The 16,790-nt window shown below is 34.2% G+C and carries 17 protein-coding genes; 1 reads left to right on the top strand and 16 read right to left on the bottom strand.

Going from position 1 to position 16,790, the window contains the following annotated elements:
* Positions 1-46: 46 nt before the first annotated feature.
* The 16 genes from PXC01_RS00595 to PXC01_RS00525 all read right to left on the bottom strand — a co-directional run bounded on the left by PXC01_RS00595 (position 47) and on the right by PXC01_RS00525 (position 13,988).
* Positions 47-541, bottom strand: coding sequence for a hypothetical protein (locus tag PXC01_RS00595; protein WP_276470440.1), 495 nt, complete (start codon positions 539-541; stop codon positions 47-49).
* A gap of 215 nt (positions 542-756) precedes the next feature.
* The gene (locus PXC01_RS00590; protein WP_276470438.1) at positions 757-1,638 is read right to left on the bottom strand and encodes a PhzF family phenazine biosynthesis protein; all 882 of its coding nucleotides are present in this window, start codon (positions 1,636-1,638) and stop codon (positions 757-759) included.
* A gap of 61 nt (positions 1,639-1,699) precedes the next feature.
* Entirely contained in the window at positions 1,700-2,230 is a 531-nt protein-coding gene (locus PXC01_RS00585; RefSeq protein ID WP_276470437.1) for a sigma-70 family RNA polymerase sigma factor, read from the bottom strand.
* Between the two features lie 298 nt (positions 2,231-2,528).
* Positions 2,529-3,074, bottom strand: coding sequence for a PH domain-containing protein (locus PXC01_RS18460; protein ID WP_476703486.1), 546 nt, complete (start codon positions 3,072-3,074; stop codon positions 2,529-2,531).
* A 160-nt stretch (positions 3,075-3,234) separates the two neighbouring features.
* Positions 3,235-3,882: a hypothetical protein gene (locus PXC01_RS00580; RefSeq protein ID WP_276470436.1), complete on the bottom strand. Its 648-nt coding sequence runs from the start codon at positions 3,880-3,882 to the stop codon at positions 3,235-3,237.
* A gap of 401 nt (positions 3,883-4,283) precedes the next feature.
* Entirely contained in the window at positions 4,284-4,724 is a 441-nt protein-coding gene (locus PXC01_RS00575; protein ID WP_276470435.1) for a hypothetical protein, read from the bottom strand.
* A 62-nt stretch (positions 4,725-4,786) separates the two neighbouring features.
* Positions 4,787-5,971, bottom strand: coding sequence for an IS481 family transposase (locus tag PXC01_RS00570; RefSeq protein WP_276470434.1), 1,185 nt, complete (start codon positions 5,969-5,971; stop codon positions 4,787-4,789).
* Between the two features lie 166 nt (positions 5,972-6,137).
* Positions 6,138-6,746 (bottom strand): hypothetical protein, encoded by a 609-nt coding sequence (locus PXC01_RS00565; RefSeq protein ID WP_276470433.1) that lies wholly within the window; start codon positions 6,744-6,746, stop codon positions 6,138-6,140.
* A 659-nt stretch (positions 6,747-7,405) separates the two neighbouring features.
* Entirely contained in the window at positions 7,406-8,482 is a 1,077-nt protein-coding gene (locus PXC01_RS00560) for an alpha/beta hydrolase family protein (RefSeq protein WP_276470432.1), read from the bottom strand.
* Positions 8,479-9,129: an SdpI family protein gene (locus tag PXC01_RS00555; RefSeq protein ID WP_276470431.1), complete on the bottom strand. Its 651-nt coding sequence runs from the start codon at positions 9,127-9,129 to the stop codon at positions 8,479-8,481. Before PXC01_RS00555 ends, PXC01_RS00560 begins: the two co-directional genes overlap by 4 nt.
* Before the next feature lie 2 nt (positions 9,130-9,131).
* Positions 9,132-9,386: an autorepressor SdpR family transcription factor gene (locus PXC01_RS00550; protein WP_276470430.1), complete on the bottom strand. Its 255-nt coding sequence runs from the start codon at positions 9,384-9,386 to the stop codon at positions 9,132-9,134.
* 434 nt (positions 9,387-9,820) lie between these two features.
* The gene (locus PXC01_RS00545; protein ID WP_276470429.1) at positions 9,821-10,297 is read right to left on the bottom strand and encodes a methylated-DNA--[protein]-cysteine S-methyltransferase; all 477 of its coding nucleotides are present in this window, start codon (positions 10,295-10,297) and stop codon (positions 9,821-9,823) included.
* 15 nt (positions 10,298-10,312) lie between these two features.
* Entirely contained in the window at positions 10,313-11,437 is a 1,125-nt protein-coding gene (locus tag PXC01_RS00540) for a CNNM domain-containing protein (RefSeq protein WP_276470428.1), read from the bottom strand.
* A 37-nt stretch (positions 11,438-11,474) separates the two neighbouring features.
* Positions 11,475-12,818, bottom strand: a complete 1,344-nt coding sequence (locus PXC01_RS00535) for a serine hydrolase domain-containing protein (protein ID WP_276470427.1) — start codon at positions 12,816-12,818, stop codon at positions 11,475-11,477.
* A gap of 12 nt (positions 12,819-12,830) precedes the next feature.
* On the bottom strand, positions 12,831-13,820 hold the full coding sequence (gene hemB / locus PXC01_RS00530; protein ID WP_276470426.1) for a porphobilinogen synthase: 990 nt from the start codon (positions 13,818-13,820) through the stop codon (positions 12,831-12,833).
* Positions 13,821-13,838: 18 nt separating this feature from the next.
* The gene (locus PXC01_RS00525; protein WP_276470425.1) at positions 13,839-13,988 is read right to left on the bottom strand and encodes a hypothetical protein; all 150 of its coding nucleotides are present in this window, start codon (positions 13,986-13,988) and stop codon (positions 13,839-13,841) included.
* A 159-nt stretch (positions 13,989-14,147) separates the two neighbouring features.
* On the opposite strand from PXC01_RS00525, the gene PXC01_RS00520 reads away from it, so the two are divergent.
* Positions 14,148-16,790 (top strand): DEAD/DEAH box helicase family protein, encoded by a 2,643-nt coding sequence (locus tag PXC01_RS00520; RefSeq protein WP_276470424.1) that lies wholly within the window; start codon positions 14,148-14,150, stop codon positions 16,788-16,790.

Here is a 16,790-nt window from a genome sequence, read left to right as displayed (position 1 = left end):
ATTTATTTGGATTTATATATTGGTTTTTTATTGTATTAGATTTTGACTAATGAGCTTTTATAGATTTCTTTTTCAAAACTTGAATTATTTCATTTTCTCTTGCTTTGGATATATAAAATTCATCCGATTCTAATATAGATTTATGTGTAGTATGATTCTCTATAAATGGCATTATTTCAGATTTCACGTGCTTTAGCCATAAATCTACGGTCGAGTTAAGTTCTTCTGCATTGTTTCCTTCAATAGGCTGAATTTTGGTTTTAGCAATTACTAAATATTGGTCATTGTATACATCTCCAATTTCATCGTCAAAATAGGTTATGGTCATATCATAATAGCCATATCCAAAAGTTTTGTATTCAAAAAAGATAAAAACGGATAATCCATTACCTAATATTTTAAATAATCGCTTTGATGTTTTGGTATGTCTTTCAAAACCTTCCGATAGAAAAAAAGGAACAATCTTTTCGCTAAAGACTTTGTCAAATTCTTTTTTCCTATTCTTGGTTGTAAATACTTCGGGTATTTGTTTTTTATTCATGTTAACCTTTCAGTTAATCGTAGTACATAGGTAAGAAAACCTTTCGTTTCCGCCTGCCTGCCGGCAGGCAGGTCTGCGCACCAAGCTAAAGCTTTAGTTTTATTTTTTCTTGTCCAAAGCTAAATCCATTAGATTTTGCGACTTTATAAATATACGCAGACCCTTGGTTTTAACCTAAAGCCCACATTACGTTGAGGTTTTTTGGTACCAGGTTATTAGTCGTGAATTACAACCTCCAATTGTCTGTTAAGTATTCCTTTTCCGCCAGCCATCAAATGTTTAATTTTTTGATCTACGATTCTTAAGTTCACAATAATTAAACTAGGTGAGGGGTCTTTCATATATTTTCCTTGTTGAATATGAAAAGAGTTTTTCTTGATATTTAAAATGTCAAATAAATAACAGGCAAGAGGGCCAGCTGCCATTCCTGTTCCTGATTCCTCTAATATTCCATAGCGAGGACCAAACATTCTCGAAGTAGCGTCAGATTCTGTATCGGTAGAGAATACATAGTAGCCTATTAAATCGAACGCATCGCTTACTTCACTGATTAAATCAAAATCAGGAATTATATTCTTTAAAATTTCGTTGTTTTTAACCGGAACAAGTATAAATGAATTCCCTGTATTTACTAATTGAATTGGTGCATTTGGTATCAAATCGCTTTTGTTTAATCCTAATGATTTTAAAACCACACTTTCTTTGTTACGTACATCTGTATATTTTGGAGCCAATTGTTCCATGAATGCCAAATCACCAATTAGTTCTATTTTTCTACTTCCATCAATAGTTTCTTTTGAAGAACTATCATTTTTTAAGGCGCCAATTTGTTTTAAATAAGAAAATGCTGCTACAGTAGCATGCCCGCAATGCGCTATTTGTTTAGTTGGAGTGAAGAAATCCAACTTAAAATCATCCGTCATAGATTTTGAAACAAAAGCAGTTTCCGATAAACCTACTTTTTTAGAAATCTCAAGTTTATTTCTATAAGATAAGTCATCTGCATTTAAAACTACACCAGCTGGATTACCGCCTTTGCCATTTTCTGCAAAAGCATTGAGAATTTGTACATTAATTACTTTTTTTGAACTGTCCATTTTATTTTATTCTTATGTTTATAAGATGGACGTAATTAGTTTAAAAAAGACGTACTAAATTTTAATCATTTTCAAAATCTATTAATTTACCTGCACTATCCGATTCTACATTTGGGCAATCTAAAATGTTTTCTCTTAAAATCTTTTTAGCTTTTTGAACTCTTGATTTTGTGCCGGAATATGAGATTTTTAAGTGTTTTGCAAGTTCTTTTTGAGAGTAGTTTTTAAATGCGGTTAAAATAATTGCTTCTTTATGTTGGGAAGAAAGGTTTTCTATTTTTTGATTGATACAATTAGTTAAGTTATTGTAATCAAAATTATCAACCTCCGTTTCTGGGATTTCTAAATTATTTATTGATACGTTTTTTTTATTTACTTTTCTAAAGTAGTCAATAATGGTATTCCTTGTAATTTGGTATACCCAAGAAGTAAGATTGGAAGTATGTTTTAGTTGATGGATTTTGGTTTGAACTTTTATAAAAACCTCCTGATGAATATCTTTTGATGTTTGTTCATCCTTTATTTTTCCTAAAATGAATTTATAAAGTTCTTCATTTAAGTCAATCCAAATCGTATTAATTTCAGTTTTCACAGTGTTGTTTTTAGCTTGTTGCGGTTTCGGCTAAGCGTAGTGCGGAAGTCAGGAAACATTTCGTTTCCGCCTGTCTGCCGGCAGGTCTGCACACGAAGCTAAAGGTTATTTTTATTTTTTCTTGTCCAAAGCTAAATCCTAAAGATTTTGCGACTTCATAAATATACGCAGACCTTTTGATTTTAACCTAAAGTCCGCATTACGTTTAGGTTTTGATAGCAAAAGTATTTATTCCCTTTATTAGATATTTATTTCTGTGTAATAAAATATTATTCTACTAAACTTTAATACTTTTTTATTATTTGTGTGCTAAATGTTTATTTATAATAGGATAAAACCAATAATTAAATTTAGTTTTTTTTATGAAAGGTTTATCATGTAAAAAGTCGTGCAATAGATTTGTGAAATAAAATTTGTCACCATTATTAAATTGTATTGCCCAGTACCCAAAGTCGGAGATATGCATTTTAAATCGTCCCTTATTATCAATGTTATTCTTGTGGTACATTCCTAAGTTATAAGTAGATTTATCTATATCGCTTAATTTGTACCGCTTGGTTAATCCTTTAATTTCAATGATTATTACATCCGATTCCATATCTATTTCGAAATTTGTATCCTTATTTTCGATATAAAAATGAATTAAAAGTATAAAAGCTGGAATATTCCAAACTAATACTACAAAAATAAAAGCTTTGATGAATAGGGGAGAATATTCAAAATTTGTAACTCCTTTAGAGTAGAAATAAACAGAGATAATACTTACAATAACAATTATAAATACCAGATTTTCCTTCAAAAGGATTTTAATTAATTTGTTATTTAGTTTGTATTTCTTTTTCAAAATGTATGTAACGGTCCCGACTATGAGTAGTTGCGTGGGTTAGCGATTAACTTTACAAGTATACACCAAGTTGGAAATTGCGCAGGAATTTCCATAGAAGGCGAGAACAAGCAATTACTCATAGCCATTGTTGGCAGTAGTGTTTTTAATTTAATTAAGTTCATTTTTCGATATTCAGCTTCTTCTTATAAAATTTGGTTGAAAAAAATATCATTATAGTTCCAATTATTGTAGGCATTATAAAGTTCATAGTTGTATTTCCAAATAAATCTTGAATAGATACAAAAGCTGTTGTAGCTGCTATAAACGAAATAAACATTCTTGTAAAATGTTCAAAATACCAGTCTAATTGTCCGTAAATCTGTTTTTTCAATGGTTTGAGCAGAACATACTTAAAAATATCTTGAACTGTGACAAAAGTAAATATACCACCAAATACTGCGAAAATAATCCAATACGATTTGGACCCTTTTATAAATAGATTAATTGCATAACCAAGCATTACTATTGCTAAAAGTCCTCCGAATATAAATGTAGATTTTTCAAAAATTGTAATTCCGCTGTTTTTCAGTTTTCCAATCCTTGAACCGGTCAATGCAAAATAGAACCCAAAGATTCCGACAATTGTAATTAAAAATCCACCTAGATAAGCCCCAGATATAAGAACAACAAACCAAGAATACAAATATACATTCCCTAGAATTTTATGAATTTTCCCACCTTTCTTTAGAAGTATTTGTAAAAGACCAGAGATAAAAATTATTATTCCTGTAATTGTGTGTATCAGTAAAATTGATTCTCTTTCCATTTTTAGGTCCTTATAAATTCAGGTGTTTTCGCACATGTTCGTTAAGAGAGATAGTTTACACAAGTTAAAGGTTAGGGTTTACACTAAATTAGTTGCTAACCTTGTAGATTGTTGTTTGTTTCTTAGGTTTCTTTGATAAAAGAGACCTAAAAATACATTTCTGTAAAAGACTTTCCAAGTCATGATAAATTTGATTTTCATCTCAAATTAACTCCTAAAAAAGTGTAAACGATGTCCCTTTAACGTACCGCATTAATCACAACGGTCTCGTATAACCGTCAGATATAGGTTATTATGCATTAATATTTCGGTTTGGAACTGTCTTTAGCAATGCTGAGTGGATTCGGACGTAGTCGAATCTGCCGTTATTGCAGTTATAAATTGTTATACGCTGGCTTTTTTCATTCCGCTACTAATTCCGTTTTGTTATTTTCCTTTTTAATTAAATATAATATTCTGCCGAAATATATTAAAAATGGAATTCCGCTCCCTAGAGTAATTGCAAATAGGAAATTATCACATTCCCAAGCTCCATAACAAACAAAAAGGAATGAAATCAGCATTAAAGTCAGTCCAATATAAATCCAGTTCTTTTTGTTCAAAATATTTTTTGAAAACAATAGTGAAATTGAAATTAGTTTTCCAATTAAGGAAACCAAAGCAATTAAAATCAGACTACTTTCAAAAGGATATTCTTTCTGAAAATCAAATCCGTTTTTAATCAGAATCGGAATACTTATAAATTCAAACATTACCATTATTCCGTAACCGTGTCCAGCAGGAACACCAATCAGAATTATTGAGTTCAGAATTAGTGTTATTATTATCGCTCTTTTTATCAATTAAAGTTCGGTTTTCAGCTGTTCGTTAATATACATGGTTTACAAAAGTTATAGATTAAAGTTTACACTAAATTAGTTTCTAACCTTACTGATTGTTCTTTTTTTCTAAATACATGTTCATCAAAGTAACCTAAAAATACATTTCTATAAAACACTCTCCAAATACCATTACCAATGTCTAGAGCACCGATGGGTTTACCTTGGAGCGAAGCGGAAAGGTAAACCCAATTGTATGACTTCCATCTTATAGCTCCATTTTGGGTAACTTTTAAAACTTTCATTTTGGCATCGTAGTCAAAGTTTGGTATTTTTTCTGGGAATGGACTGGTTGAGAACTCATGAACCGAGGCCGGTGTTTTCATGTTCAGCGCTTCATGAGGTCTTACGTGATTATATTCTTTTACAAATTGGTTTAGACGTCTTTGTTGGGCTTTTAGGTCATAAGCCGAAGGCTTGGCACAAGCGGCTTTTAAATCGCGGTGCATACGTTCATGTCGTCCGTTCTGTTCAGGGTGTGCTGGATCTGAAAACACGGGCATAATGCCTAGTTCAATAAACCAATAAGAGAGTCTGGTGAATCTTTGTATTGCAGCAACGGAACCAAAAGGACTTCCATTGTCGGTATGTATTTGTCCAGGGATACCGAATTTCCTAAAAACCCTTTTAAACTCTGCCTTTGCCGATGCAAGGTTTTCTTTGTAATGCCCTTTGGCAGTAAATACAAATCGGCTTTTAGAATCGGCAATGGTAAGTGGATGACAGTAGATTTTGTTGCCCATCAAGAACTTACCCTTATAGTCGGCACTCCATACTTCATTGCATTCTTTGGGGTCGAAAACGGGATGTATGGGCTTGACTCTTCTAAGTCGTTTTTGAGGCGATACCAAACCGTGTTTTTTGAGGATGTTATGAACGGTCAACACAGATGGGATCAATTCATCGGAGAAATCTATATACAACAAGGTGTGCAACTTTTTAGCGCCCCATGCTTTGTGTTTTTCCTTCAATTTAAGAATTTGACCCACCACTTTATTATTGGTGGCGTTAGGGTGTGGGCTACGTGGTTTTCTGGAGAGTTCCCTAAGCCCTTCATAACCTTCATTTTCAAAGCGGGCAATGATTTTGTATGCCGTTGGTCTTGAAATATTAAAGACTCGACAAAGCTCTGTGATGGTATATTTTCCAGTACGCCATTCACAGATAAATTCAATTTTTTGTTCCATAATCGTTGATTCTTTCCAAGGCATAGCATATGAATTTTGGTTTCAAATGCAACTTAAAAAGTGTAAACGATGTTTCTATAACTTTGTAAAGGATGTTTGTATATCGTACCAAATTACATACAACGTTTAATGTATAGTGTGTTTGCTTCCCAAAGGGAGCATATACACTATACATAGTGTTATCTGTTTTTTATTTTTTTAATATCCACAATAAAGCTAAAATTATCAAACAAATGGGTAATACAATTTTCATCATCCAAATCCGATAATCGTCTTCATTTTTCCAAAATTCTTTTTCAGACTGTTGATATTCATTTTTCATTTTAGTTTTAAGATTACTACCCAATCTTTTTTTCATTTCGAAAATCAGCTTTTCAGGTTCTTTCAAAGCGAAAGTTGTAAAATGATAATTTTTACCATTTGAAAATAGTCTTATCTCTTTTCCTTTTCTAAAAGAGTAATCACCTCCATTACTTTTAGTTGTTATAAACCTCATACCAGCATCCGAAATTGATTTCCATTCAATGTGTTTTTTTCGTCCTGTTAATGGATAATTTAGAATTATATATTCCTTAGTGATAATTACCGAGCATAGCATTAAAGAATTAGATGCGATTAAACCTCCTAGAAAGATAAAACCTAATGGAAAAATTATGAACCAATTAATTCCTGATTCTTGGGTATTTAAAAGGAAATTAATTCCAATTCCAATCAAAAAAAGACTACCTAATATCATTACAACCAAATTAAAGGTTGATAACTGACTTTTATAAATAACTTTTGAGTTTTTATCAGGCATTGGCTATTTTAAGAATTTCGTTATTAGATTTGGTAATTACAGATAACGACAGAGCTATGAACAGTGTCCCTTGGGGCATTGTTCATAGGTTCTGTTGTATGTAGTTTTCTTTTATCCCTGATTAATTTAATTTCTATTTATGAAATTAAGGATAAAAGAAATAATAGTTTAAGATAGCGTAAAACTATTCGGGATTATTTTTTGAGATTCCCCTGGCCCATGATTTTTAGGTATGGCTAAACAGCGTTGGCCAGGGAAGTATAAAACCATCGGCATTTATTGTTATAAAACACTAGAAAATTGACTTTTAAAAAAATTTTACCGTCCTTGATACAAGTAGTTTTAACGTGTCAACGTTTTGTGAGCGAGCTCCCAACGCTGAAAGCAAAACTACTTGGGGCATGTCCTTCCTTTAAGTCAGTCCTAACATAACAATAAGTGCCGAGTACATCCGATTCGCATCCCGCAACATTGCTCACGTAACCCTTGAAAAATAAAACCGCTCGCTAGCTTAAATTACATACAACGGTTAGTATATGAAAAGTAGGCGGTTTCGAAGCACCAAATTTTCGGTTTAGCACAAAGTTTGATACGAGCCAAAACTCTTTAATTTATTACTGCTTCGCCTATTTTTTATATACATTGTTCTATGCCGTTTTTTATTCAGTTCGTTGTTTTATCCATTCAGTCATTATTTCCAAAACTTTTGGTGAGAAAGTCTGTTCAATAGTTGCATATTCATTTGGTAATCCAGTTTCACTTTCTTGAAATAAATGATTTAAATTTTCCAATTGTTTTGTTTCAACATCCTTGTTTCCATTTTCTTTCAAGATCATTTCAATAGTTTCTAGGTTTTCTTTTGGTGGTACTTGTAAATCATTCGACCCATTAAGGGCTAGAACTGGACATTTGGTTTTGCTCAGAGACGTTTGAGGGTCAAATTTAATAAAATCAGTTAACCAAGGTATTGACATCTGTTCTGATAAAGCTTGTATTTGATTTGTAGGCAACATTCCTCCAAATACATTGTCAAAATAATTTTTTAGTTCTGTTTGTAATTGGGTATTGTTATTGTTTGATTTTAAAATTATGTCATAAGCACCTTTCATATTATTTTGTCCTTGCGTGATTCCAACCTCTGGAACGCCCATTTTTCGCTCTATTAATTCTTTTTGTAAAAGCATAAGCTTATCGCCTCTTATTCCTGAGCCAGCAAGTATTACAATAAAAGAAACGTCTGTATTTTCACTTGCTATAATTGGTGCAATTACACCTCCTAAACTATGCCCAATTAATCCAATTTTTGAGTTATTAATCTCTTTATGGGTTTTTAAAAATTCAAAAGCACTTTTAGTGTCATTTACAAATCCTTTGAGTCCAGTTTCATTATAATTTCCTTCTGATTCGTGAGTTCCTCTATCGTCAACTCGTAATACAGCAATTCCGTTTTTAGTTAGGTAATCTGCGATTACTAAAAATGGTTTATGGTTCATTAGTTCGGAATTTCTGTCTTGTGGTCCACTACCACTAATCAAAATTACAGCAGGAAAATCTGAACCCATTTTTGGATATGTAAGGGTTCCTGCAAGAGAAATGCTATCAAGGTTATTTTTAAATACAACATTTTCACTTATATATTCAAAAGGTTGTTTGGGTTCTTGAGGTCTACTACTTTGAGAATATGAATTTATTGAGATAATTGTTGTAATTATAAGATATACAAGTTTGGTTTTCATTTTGCTAGTTTTTTTAGGTTTTGAAATTTTAGATATGAATAGACCACAGGAATTATGGTTATTATAGCCGTGATAACTATAAACAATGTAAAATTAGTTTGCTTTTCTAATAACAAACTTGAAATTATAACGATAAGACCACCAATAAACCAAATTTTCCCTCCTAATTTGTGTGTTTCTTTCCAAACAGTTTCGTTTTCTAAAGACCAAGGTGTTCTAATTCCAATGAAGTAATTTGCTTTTATTGTTTTAAAATAATTTCCAAGAATTACATAAAGTGAGCCTATTAACAATACAATATAATTTGGATTAGCTATAGATTGATTTTTTGCAGAATAAATTATGAATAGTGCTAATATTGACATAAATGTGGTCAATAAGAATTTTATTGTTTGAAGCTTGTTGCCCATTTTATTCAGTTTGTTTTTTGGGTCAATTTTAGGAACAACCAAAAAGATTACATACACAAGTAGTGGTAATAGAATAGGAATGATTATAAGTTCTGATTTATCTCCGTATCTATCTATTTCTCCTTTTAGATTCCAATGCATAGGAACTTTACTTGGTAAATCATTCCATAGATATGCTAAATAGATAAATGGCAAAAGCATAATTGCAATTAGTGGTAATTCCTTTTTTAAATTCATATTTATTTTTTTAAAGTTAATATCCAGTTTAGCAAATCTTCCAGTATGCTTGTGTTTAATGAATATTCAATAAACTGCCCTTTTTTTTCGCTTGTTATTAAATCAGCTCTTTTAAGAATATCCAGATGATGTGAAATACTTGGTTTGGATATATTAAACCTATCTGCAATTTCTCCGGCATTCATATCTTTTTCTTTTAATAGCTCGACAATTTGTCTTCTGGTTTCATCATTTAGTGCCTTGAAAAGAGAATTCATTTATTTATATATTTAGACAAATATCTAAATATTATTTCAAATGACAAAATATTCAGTTTTCAAATGGCATAGAACTATTGTATATGTACACAATTGCACATATCCCTCTATATTGTAGAATATGTGCAATTGTTTTTCTGTTTACTAATATACTATTAAAGAATAAACCTACAATAATCAGCAAAATTTACATTACGGGAAACCATAAACGTAAAATTTAATATAAATCTAAACGAAGTATTTGCGCTAAAAGGGAAAATCAGCTAACCGACCAACCGGTCTGTTCTTTCCTGAAAAAAGGCATTGCAATGGTAGAATTGTACGATGGTTATGACAATAGAATCGACGAAATACAAGGTTTATGGCATTTAGAGGGAAATTTGAATAGGTAACAAACCAAGTAGTTTGTTTTTTAACGAGATAGAATAGTGCTTTTAAAACAAACTTTGCTGTTTTGTAGGGCTTTCATGGTTCAATAACCACTGTTTTCTGTGTAGCCCGCCGGCGTAACCGGTAAGTGAACCATCTGTACCTATGACCCTATGGCAAGGCACCACGATCCATAACGGATTTCTGGCATTTGCGGATGCGGCCGCCCGGGTAGCATTTGGGTCTCCCAAAGTTTTGGCAAGTTCTAAATAAGATCTAGATTTTCCGTAGGGAATATTCTGTAATTCTACCCAAACCTTTTTCTGGAATTCCGTTCCGTGAGGATTCAGCTTTAGATCAAATTGGGTTCTTACACCTTCAAAATACTCGTTCAGTTGGTATACGGCATCCTCTAATGTTTCCGGTATTACATCCGTTAAAGGTTCATCAGAGTTCAAGACCGTTATAGCTGTAAGTCCGTCTGCATCCCCAACAATTTTGGCTATGCCCAAAGGTGTATCTATGTAAGCAATGTCGGCCATAATGGTGAGTACTGGTTATTCGTCCGGTGAAGTTGGTTTTTCTATGACTCCCGTTGCCTGAGCACGTTTTTCCCAATTTTTACGGGCAAGACTCTGCAAATCCGCAATATTGTCGCTCTCATCCATAATTTCAAGCCCTAGAAGGGTCTCGATCACATCTTCCATGGTTACAATACCGCTAACAGAACCATATTCGTCTACCACAAGTGCAATGGCTTCACGTTTTTCTATGAAAATTTCAAATAATGTAGGGATCGGTGTACTTCTACGGGTAACCAATATTTCTCGTTTAATATCCTTTAAAGGAATATCACCGTTCTGGTTGATCATTTCTTCCAATACATTGTCCTTTAAAACAAAACCGGTAATGTTATCAATGTTATTGGTGTAAATAGGAATTCTAGAGAAGCGTAATTTGGGATTGTCGGTAAAGAAATCTGCAATCGTTTTTTCATCTGAAGCTACTTTCATAACCGCCCTTGGGGTCATAATATCTTTGACCAAAACTTCATCGAACTTCAAAAGATTTTTGATGATGGTAGATTCGGATTTTTCAAAAACACCCTCTTCATGCGCCATATCTGTCATGGCATGAAAATCTTCCCTACTTAATACACTACCATGATGGTTGCCACCGCCTACCATTTTGGTAAATAAACGCAACAACCAAAGTAAGCCTGTATATTTTAAGCCCAACACCATAATATTCAATGCCTTGGTAGAGAAATTCGCCAATTGTTTCCAGTAGGTTGCGCCAATGGTCTTAGGTATAATTTCAGATGCTACCAGAATTAGTATGGTCATAATGGTAGATACAACGCCTACCATTAGGTCTTCGGTAAATTCTATGCCAAAAATAGAGCTGGTCTCGCTACCGTAAAGTTCGGCATAGGCCGCCTTTGCCTGCACACCTACCAAAATTGCACCAACGGTATGGGCAATGGTATTTATGGTCAAAATAGCGATCAACGGCTGATCGACATCTTTTTTAAGACCTTCCAAGGTTTTTGCATAAGAGTGGCCTTCTTTCAATTTTACGTTGATGAAGGTTGGGGTAATACTCAACAATACCGCTTCTAGTATAGAACACAGAAAGGAGAAGAAAATAGAAATAAATGCGTAAAATAGTAATAGTCCCATAGGGTTGTTTTATAAATCGAAGATATTAATAAAAATGCTAAGGTTGGTGCTGTTTTGCGTTATCAAATGCCTGATAAAATATTTGTTGAACGGACGGACGTATATTTAAGCGGTAAATATTCCTATTTTCTCGTGTAGGATATACCCTGTTCGATAAGAAAATATATACCATTTGATGCTCTGGATCTGCCCAGACAAAAGTTCCTGTAAAACCGCTATGCCCAAAACTAGATGCTCCTACTTCTGGCGCGGGGTAAGCATTGGTAATCTTAAACGTATTATTCTTTAAATAGGGTTTATCAAAACCAAGGCCCCTTCTATTATCGTTATCGGGATATTGTACTTTGGTAAATTCCTTTATAGTTTTTTCAGAGATGTATCGTTTACAGGCATAAAGACCGTTTTGCAGGAACATTTGCATAATGATCGCCAGATCGTCTGCAGTACCAAACAGCCCGGCGTTGCCAGAAATACCACCTAATAAAGATGCATTTTCATCATGTACCCAACCTTGGGTTAGTGTATGTCTGTACATAGTATCGACTTCGGTCGGGACAATTTTATTGTTGAAATTTTTGGTACTCGGCAAAAAACCAAAGGTTTTCATACCAAGTGGTCTGTAAAATTCCTGCTCCATATAATCTTCATACGGAATGCCCGTTATTTGAGAAATCAGCTCTGGAAAAATTAGAAATGTGAGTCCGGAATATTTATATTTCTTCTCTGCTGATACCTTAGAACGATTGATGATGCGATACATTTTTCTATTGTATCTATTTTTTACATAGATACCTTCATAAGCTTTGTTACTAAACCTTTTATTCGGTTTACTGCGGATAAACCTCTTTTTAAACCGACCGTTATTTTTTAAGGTTTTGCTTAAGAATACAATGTAAGGTTCTAAACCAGCTTGATGCGCCAATATCTCGCGAAGCGTAATGTTTACTTTGTCTTTTTGACTTTTCCAAGGTTTCCAATAGGTGCTGAAAGGAACATCTAAACTCAACTTGCCTTCATCTACCAATTTCATGATGGCAGGTAGCGGACCTAGAATTTTGGTGACCGAAGCTAAATCATAAATATCATTTTTAGCAACAGGTTGTATGCTGTCATAGGTATGAAATCCGTATGCTTCATGGAAAATGATATTCCCCTCTTTCGCAATTAAAACTTGCGCCCCTGGAAAAGCGTTATTTTTTATACCATTTGTTACAATACTGTCTACGTTTCGATATATAAGGGCAGAATCCAATGCGTAGGCCTTCAACGAAGATTCTTGTAAACTAGAACCCACCGGAAGCAACAATGGTGTGGTGCGCTCTACCTGTGCAAAGCCCACAGCGTAAAATAAACCGAAAAGTATATATAAATAATTACGCATGTAAACCGTTCTTTAACCTAATAGTTTAACGGCATCTTTGGCAAAGTAACTAGCTATGATATTGGCACCTGCTCTTTTAATTGCGGTCAATTGTTCCATCATTACGGCATCATGATCTAACCATCTTTTTTCAGCGGCTGCTTTTACCATGGCATATTCACCTGAAACTTGGTACACGGCAACGGGCACATCAAATTCATTTTTAATTTCACGGACAATATCCAAATAGCACAATCCCGGTTTCACCATAACAATATCCGCACCTTCATCAATATCCAACTGCGTTTCGCGAATAGCTTCAAACCGATTCGCATAATCCATTTGATAGGTCTTTTTATCCTTAGGTACATTTTTGATATCCACAGGGGCAGAGTCTAAAGCATCTCTAAACGGACCGTAGAAAGCACTGGCATATTTAGCACTGTATGCCATGATGCCGGTATTGGTATACCCTTCATCTTCCAATGCTTCACGAATGCTGATAATACGACCGTCCATCATATCGCTAGGAGCAACAAAATCTGCACCCGCCTGTGCGTGGGATACACTCATTTCCGCTAATACATCTACACTTTCATCGTTTAGAATTTGTCCGTCGGCAACAATACCATCATGACCGTAAGAAGAATAGGGGTCAAGGGCAACATCTGTCATTACCAACATCTCTGGGCAAGCACTTTTTACTGTCTTGATCGCCAATTGCATTAATCCGTTTTCGTTCAATGCCTCAGAGCCGCTGTTATCCTTTAGATTATCAGGTACCTTAACAAATAACAGAACAGAGCGCAGCCCCATTTCCCAAAGTTCCTTTACCTCTTTGGTCAAGTTATCTAGACTAAGACGGTAATAGTTGGGCATAGAAGGTATTTCTTCTTTAATTCCCTTGCCCTCAACTACAAAAAGCGGGACCAAAAAGTCACTTGGAGAAATGATGGTTTCACGAACCAAACTACGTATTGCTTCTGAGGTTCTTAATCTTCTTGGGCGTATAAGTGGGTACATAGTGTAATTTTTAAATGCTTATTTAGATTCTTGACTTTTTTTAATGATACTTTTAAGCCGTTCTTTTCTAAGCGCGGCTTCCTTCTTTAATTTGTTCTTCTTTCTTTCCATGAGCTTGGCATGCTTTGCTTTGTTCAACGTGTTTTTTGCTTTGCCTTTTTTTGCCATATTCGAATATTTAAATTCAAACGCTCAATCGCTTTAAAGCCTTAGTTGCTATGCCATAAAACGTGCATCTCTTGAAGTTTTACAAAAATAGGGGAATTTGAAGAATAGCTATAGTGGTTATTACTTATTTTTATGGGCTTAGCCGATAATTGATTCTTGATGCAAAAATTCAGAGAACTATTAAAGTTCAAATATACATGGCGTAGCTATCAACAAAAATTTTTGGATGGTTTTCAAAGCCATATTAAAGACGAGCATTTACATGTTGTTGCACCACCGGGATCTGGCAAAACCATACTTGGCTTAGAAATTCTAATTCGTATAGGTAAACCAACTTTGGTCTTGGCGCCTACATTGACCATACGTAACCAATGGCGTTCTCGGTTGTTAGATTTTTTTGCGGTTCAAAAAGATTTCGATCAGTATTCCTTAGACCTAAAAAAACCTAGCTTAATTACTTTTTCAACCTATCAATCATTATTTTCCTTAACCAAGTCTTTCGATGAAAATGAGAAACAACAGCTGTTAGATTTTATCACATCGCATGGCATTAAAACCTTAGTGTTAGATGAGGCGCATCATCTTAAAAATGAATGGTGGCAATGCCTTTATCATTTAAAGCAAATAGAAGGTTTAACGGTGGTCTCGTTGACCGCAACTCCGCCTTATGATAGTTCTACAACAGAAATCAATCGTTATTTTAGTTTATGTGGTCCTATTGATGATGAAATTGCAGTACCAGATCTTATTAAGAACGGAGACCTTTGTCCGCATCAAGATTTTGTGTATTTCTCCAAGCCTGAAGAGGCACAGATCAAATACATTGTAAACTACCGAGAGCAGATTTTAAATTTTACCAATCAACTTCTTGTAAATAAGGAGTTACAAGAAGCGTTGATCACTCAGGATTTCTATGTACACCCAAAGGAATCTTTGGAATATATCTATCAAAATCCTACTTTTTTCAGTTCGGTTATTATTTATCTGAACGCTTTCGGTTATGCCGTAAATGAGCAGAACTTAAAAATTCTTGGTTTTTCTAACAACGATGTAAACTTTCCCAGTTTTACCTATGAATGGTCAGAAGCATTGTTACAGCATTTATTGGTGGATCAACGGAAAGCATTTAGTGCTCTTGAAGCAATTTTATTGCCTTTGGAAAAGGAACTAAAGCGTATAGGGGTTCTCGAAAATAGGCGGGTAAATTTTGTTGGTGATGAGGTTTTGTATAGAAACTTATCCAATAGCCCTAGTAAGCTTGAAAGTATTTATCAAATTGTAAAAAGTACCAATGCCAATTTGGGCGGTGCTGCTAGAACGGTCATTTTGACTGATTTTATCCGAAAGGAGTTTTTAAATTTTGAAGGAAGCGATACTAAAGTCTTAAACAAGCTTGGGGTAGTGCCTATTTTCAAATACATTTTGGCCAAGCAAAGTGATTATACACAACTTGGTGTGTTAACAGGGTCATTGGTGCTATTGCATGAAACTGTTTTGCCAAATTTGAAAGCGCTTTTAGCTATTGAAAAGCTGCATGTGCAGGCTGTTGAGGGTGCTATAGGATATCTTTTTATACAAGTGCCCGATACGTTTAAACATAAAATAGCAGAATCTGTTACGCAGTTATTTCAAGATGGAGCAATAAAAACCTTGATCGGTACAAAAGCTTTTCTAGGCGAAGGGTGGGATGCACCTTGTATTAACACTTTGATCTTGGCGTCTTATGTAGGTTCTTTTGTTTCTTCCAATCAAATGCGAGGTCGCGCTATTCGGGTAGATGCACATAATCCTGATAAAACAGGTACTATTTGGCATTTAGCCTGTTTGGACCCAACTGCTACCGATGGTGGTAAGGACATGGAAAAACTACAGCAACGTTTTGAAGCCTTTACAGGGGTATCGCTCCGTGATGAAATTTATATTTCCAACGGAATAGACCGATTGGTATTACCTCTGGTATGGAATGAAACTACCGATTTAGCAACGATTAACGCAGAAATGCTAGAAACCGCACAACAGAAATCTGACTTTCTATATAGATGGAATCACGCCATTGAAAAAGGTTCCATTTTGGTGCGAGAACTTAAGATACCCTCCGCCGGTGATCAGCCTTTTGCCAAAACAAAAAAATTACATGCCTTAAATGCAGGTAAGTATGTGATGCTAGAAGTAGTTTTAGGGGTGTCTATGTTTGTTCCAGAATTTTTAATTAAAAATATGGGTGCCGTTTTGGGCAAAGGCATTTTGCAGGTTTTTTATATATTCTGCGCAGCCCTTCTTCTTGGTTTTGGACCAAAAACGTTCAAAGCATTAAAGCTTTACTTTCTATTTGGTAATCAATACAAGAAAACAAAGAAAATAGCAAAAGCGGTGTTGGGGTATTTGCTAGATGATAAGACTCCGTACTTTGAATCTAACAATGCTACCATACATGCCGAACAGAATTTAAAAGGAACTTTTTCTACCTATTTAAAAGATGCTAGCCAACATGATAGTAATGTATTTATCTCTCTTTTAGAAGAGATTATAGCGCCCGTTGACAATCCACGATATTTACTGGTAAACAGCAATTGGTTTAAGCGAAAGTTGAACATTAGAAATTACTATGTAGTTCCAAAGGAAGTGTCTAAAAACAAAACCGAAGCTTTGATTTTTCAAAAACATTGGAACGCACACGTAGATGGCTCTAAAATACTTTTTACGAGAACTTTAAAAGGCAGAAAAGTGTTGTTAAAAGCTAGATTTGCCCATTTAAAATATCAATTTGAGGAAGTATCTAAAAAGACGATCACCTGGAAATAG

The sequence above is a fragment of the Maribacter huludaoensis genome (assembly GCF_029350945.1).
GTDB lineage: Bacteria > Bacteroidota > Bacteroidia > Flavobacteriales > Flavobacteriaceae > Maribacter > Maribacter huludaoensis.
The sequence above is the reverse complement of the archived record's forward strand: the minus strand, read 5'-3'. Positions and strand labels throughout refer to the sequence as shown.

What these genes read in the sequence shown, in the direction of transcription:
- PXC01_RS00595 (WP_276470440.1), bottom strand. Translation starts at nt 541, where the DNA reads ATGAATAAAAAACAAATACCCGAAGTATTTACAACCAAGAATAGGAAA.
- PXC01_RS00590 (WP_276470438.1), bottom strand. Translation starts at nt 1,638, where the DNA reads ATGGACAGTTCAAAAAAAGTAATTAATGTACAAATTCTCAATGCTTTT.
- PXC01_RS00580 (WP_276470436.1), bottom strand. Translation starts at nt 3,882, where the DNA reads ATGGAAAGAGAATCAATTTTACTGATACACACAATTACAGGAATAATA.
- PXC01_RS00570 (WP_276470434.1), bottom strand. Translation starts at nt 5,971, where the DNA reads ATGCCTTGGAAAGAATCAACGATTATGGAACAAAAAATTGAATTTATC.
- PXC01_RS00565 (WP_276470433.1), bottom strand. Translation starts at nt 6,746, where the DNA reads ATGCCTGATAAAAACTCAAAAGTTATTTATAAAAGTCAGTTATCAACC.
- PXC01_RS00560 (WP_276470432.1), bottom strand. Translation starts at nt 8,482, where the DNA reads ATGAAAACCAAACTTGTATATCTTATAATTACAACAATTATCTCAATA.
- PXC01_RS00555 (WP_276470431.1), bottom strand. Translation starts at nt 9,129, where the DNA reads ATGAATTTAAAAAAGGAATTACCACTAATTGCAATTATGCTTTTGCCA.
- PXC01_RS00550 (WP_276470430.1), bottom strand. Translation starts at nt 9,386, where the DNA reads ATGAATTCTCTTTTCAAGGCACTAAATGATGAAACCAGAAGACAAATT.
- PXC01_RS00545 (WP_276470429.1), bottom strand. Translation starts at nt 10,297, where the DNA reads ATGGCCGACATTGCTTACATAGATACACCTTTGGGCATAGCCAAAATT.
- PXC01_RS00540 (WP_276470428.1), bottom strand. Translation starts at nt 11,437, where the DNA reads ATGGGACTATTACTATTTTACGCATTTATTTCTATTTTCTTCTCCTTT.
- PXC01_RS00535 (WP_276470427.1), bottom strand. Translation starts at nt 12,818, where the DNA reads ATGCGTAATTATTTATATATACTTTTCGGTTTATTTTACGCTGTGGGC.
- hemB (WP_276470426.1), bottom strand. Translation starts at nt 13,820, where the DNA reads ATGTACCCACTTATACGCCCAAGAAGATTAAGAACCTCAGAAGCAATA.
- PXC01_RS00525 (WP_276470425.1), bottom strand. Translation starts at nt 13,988, where the DNA reads ATGGCAAAAAAAGGCAAAGCAAAAAACACGTTGAACAAAGCAAAGCAT.
- PXC01_RS00520 (WP_276470424.1), top strand. Translation starts at nt 14,148, where the DNA reads ATGCAAAAATTCAGAGAACTATTAAAGTTCAAATATACATGGCGTAGC.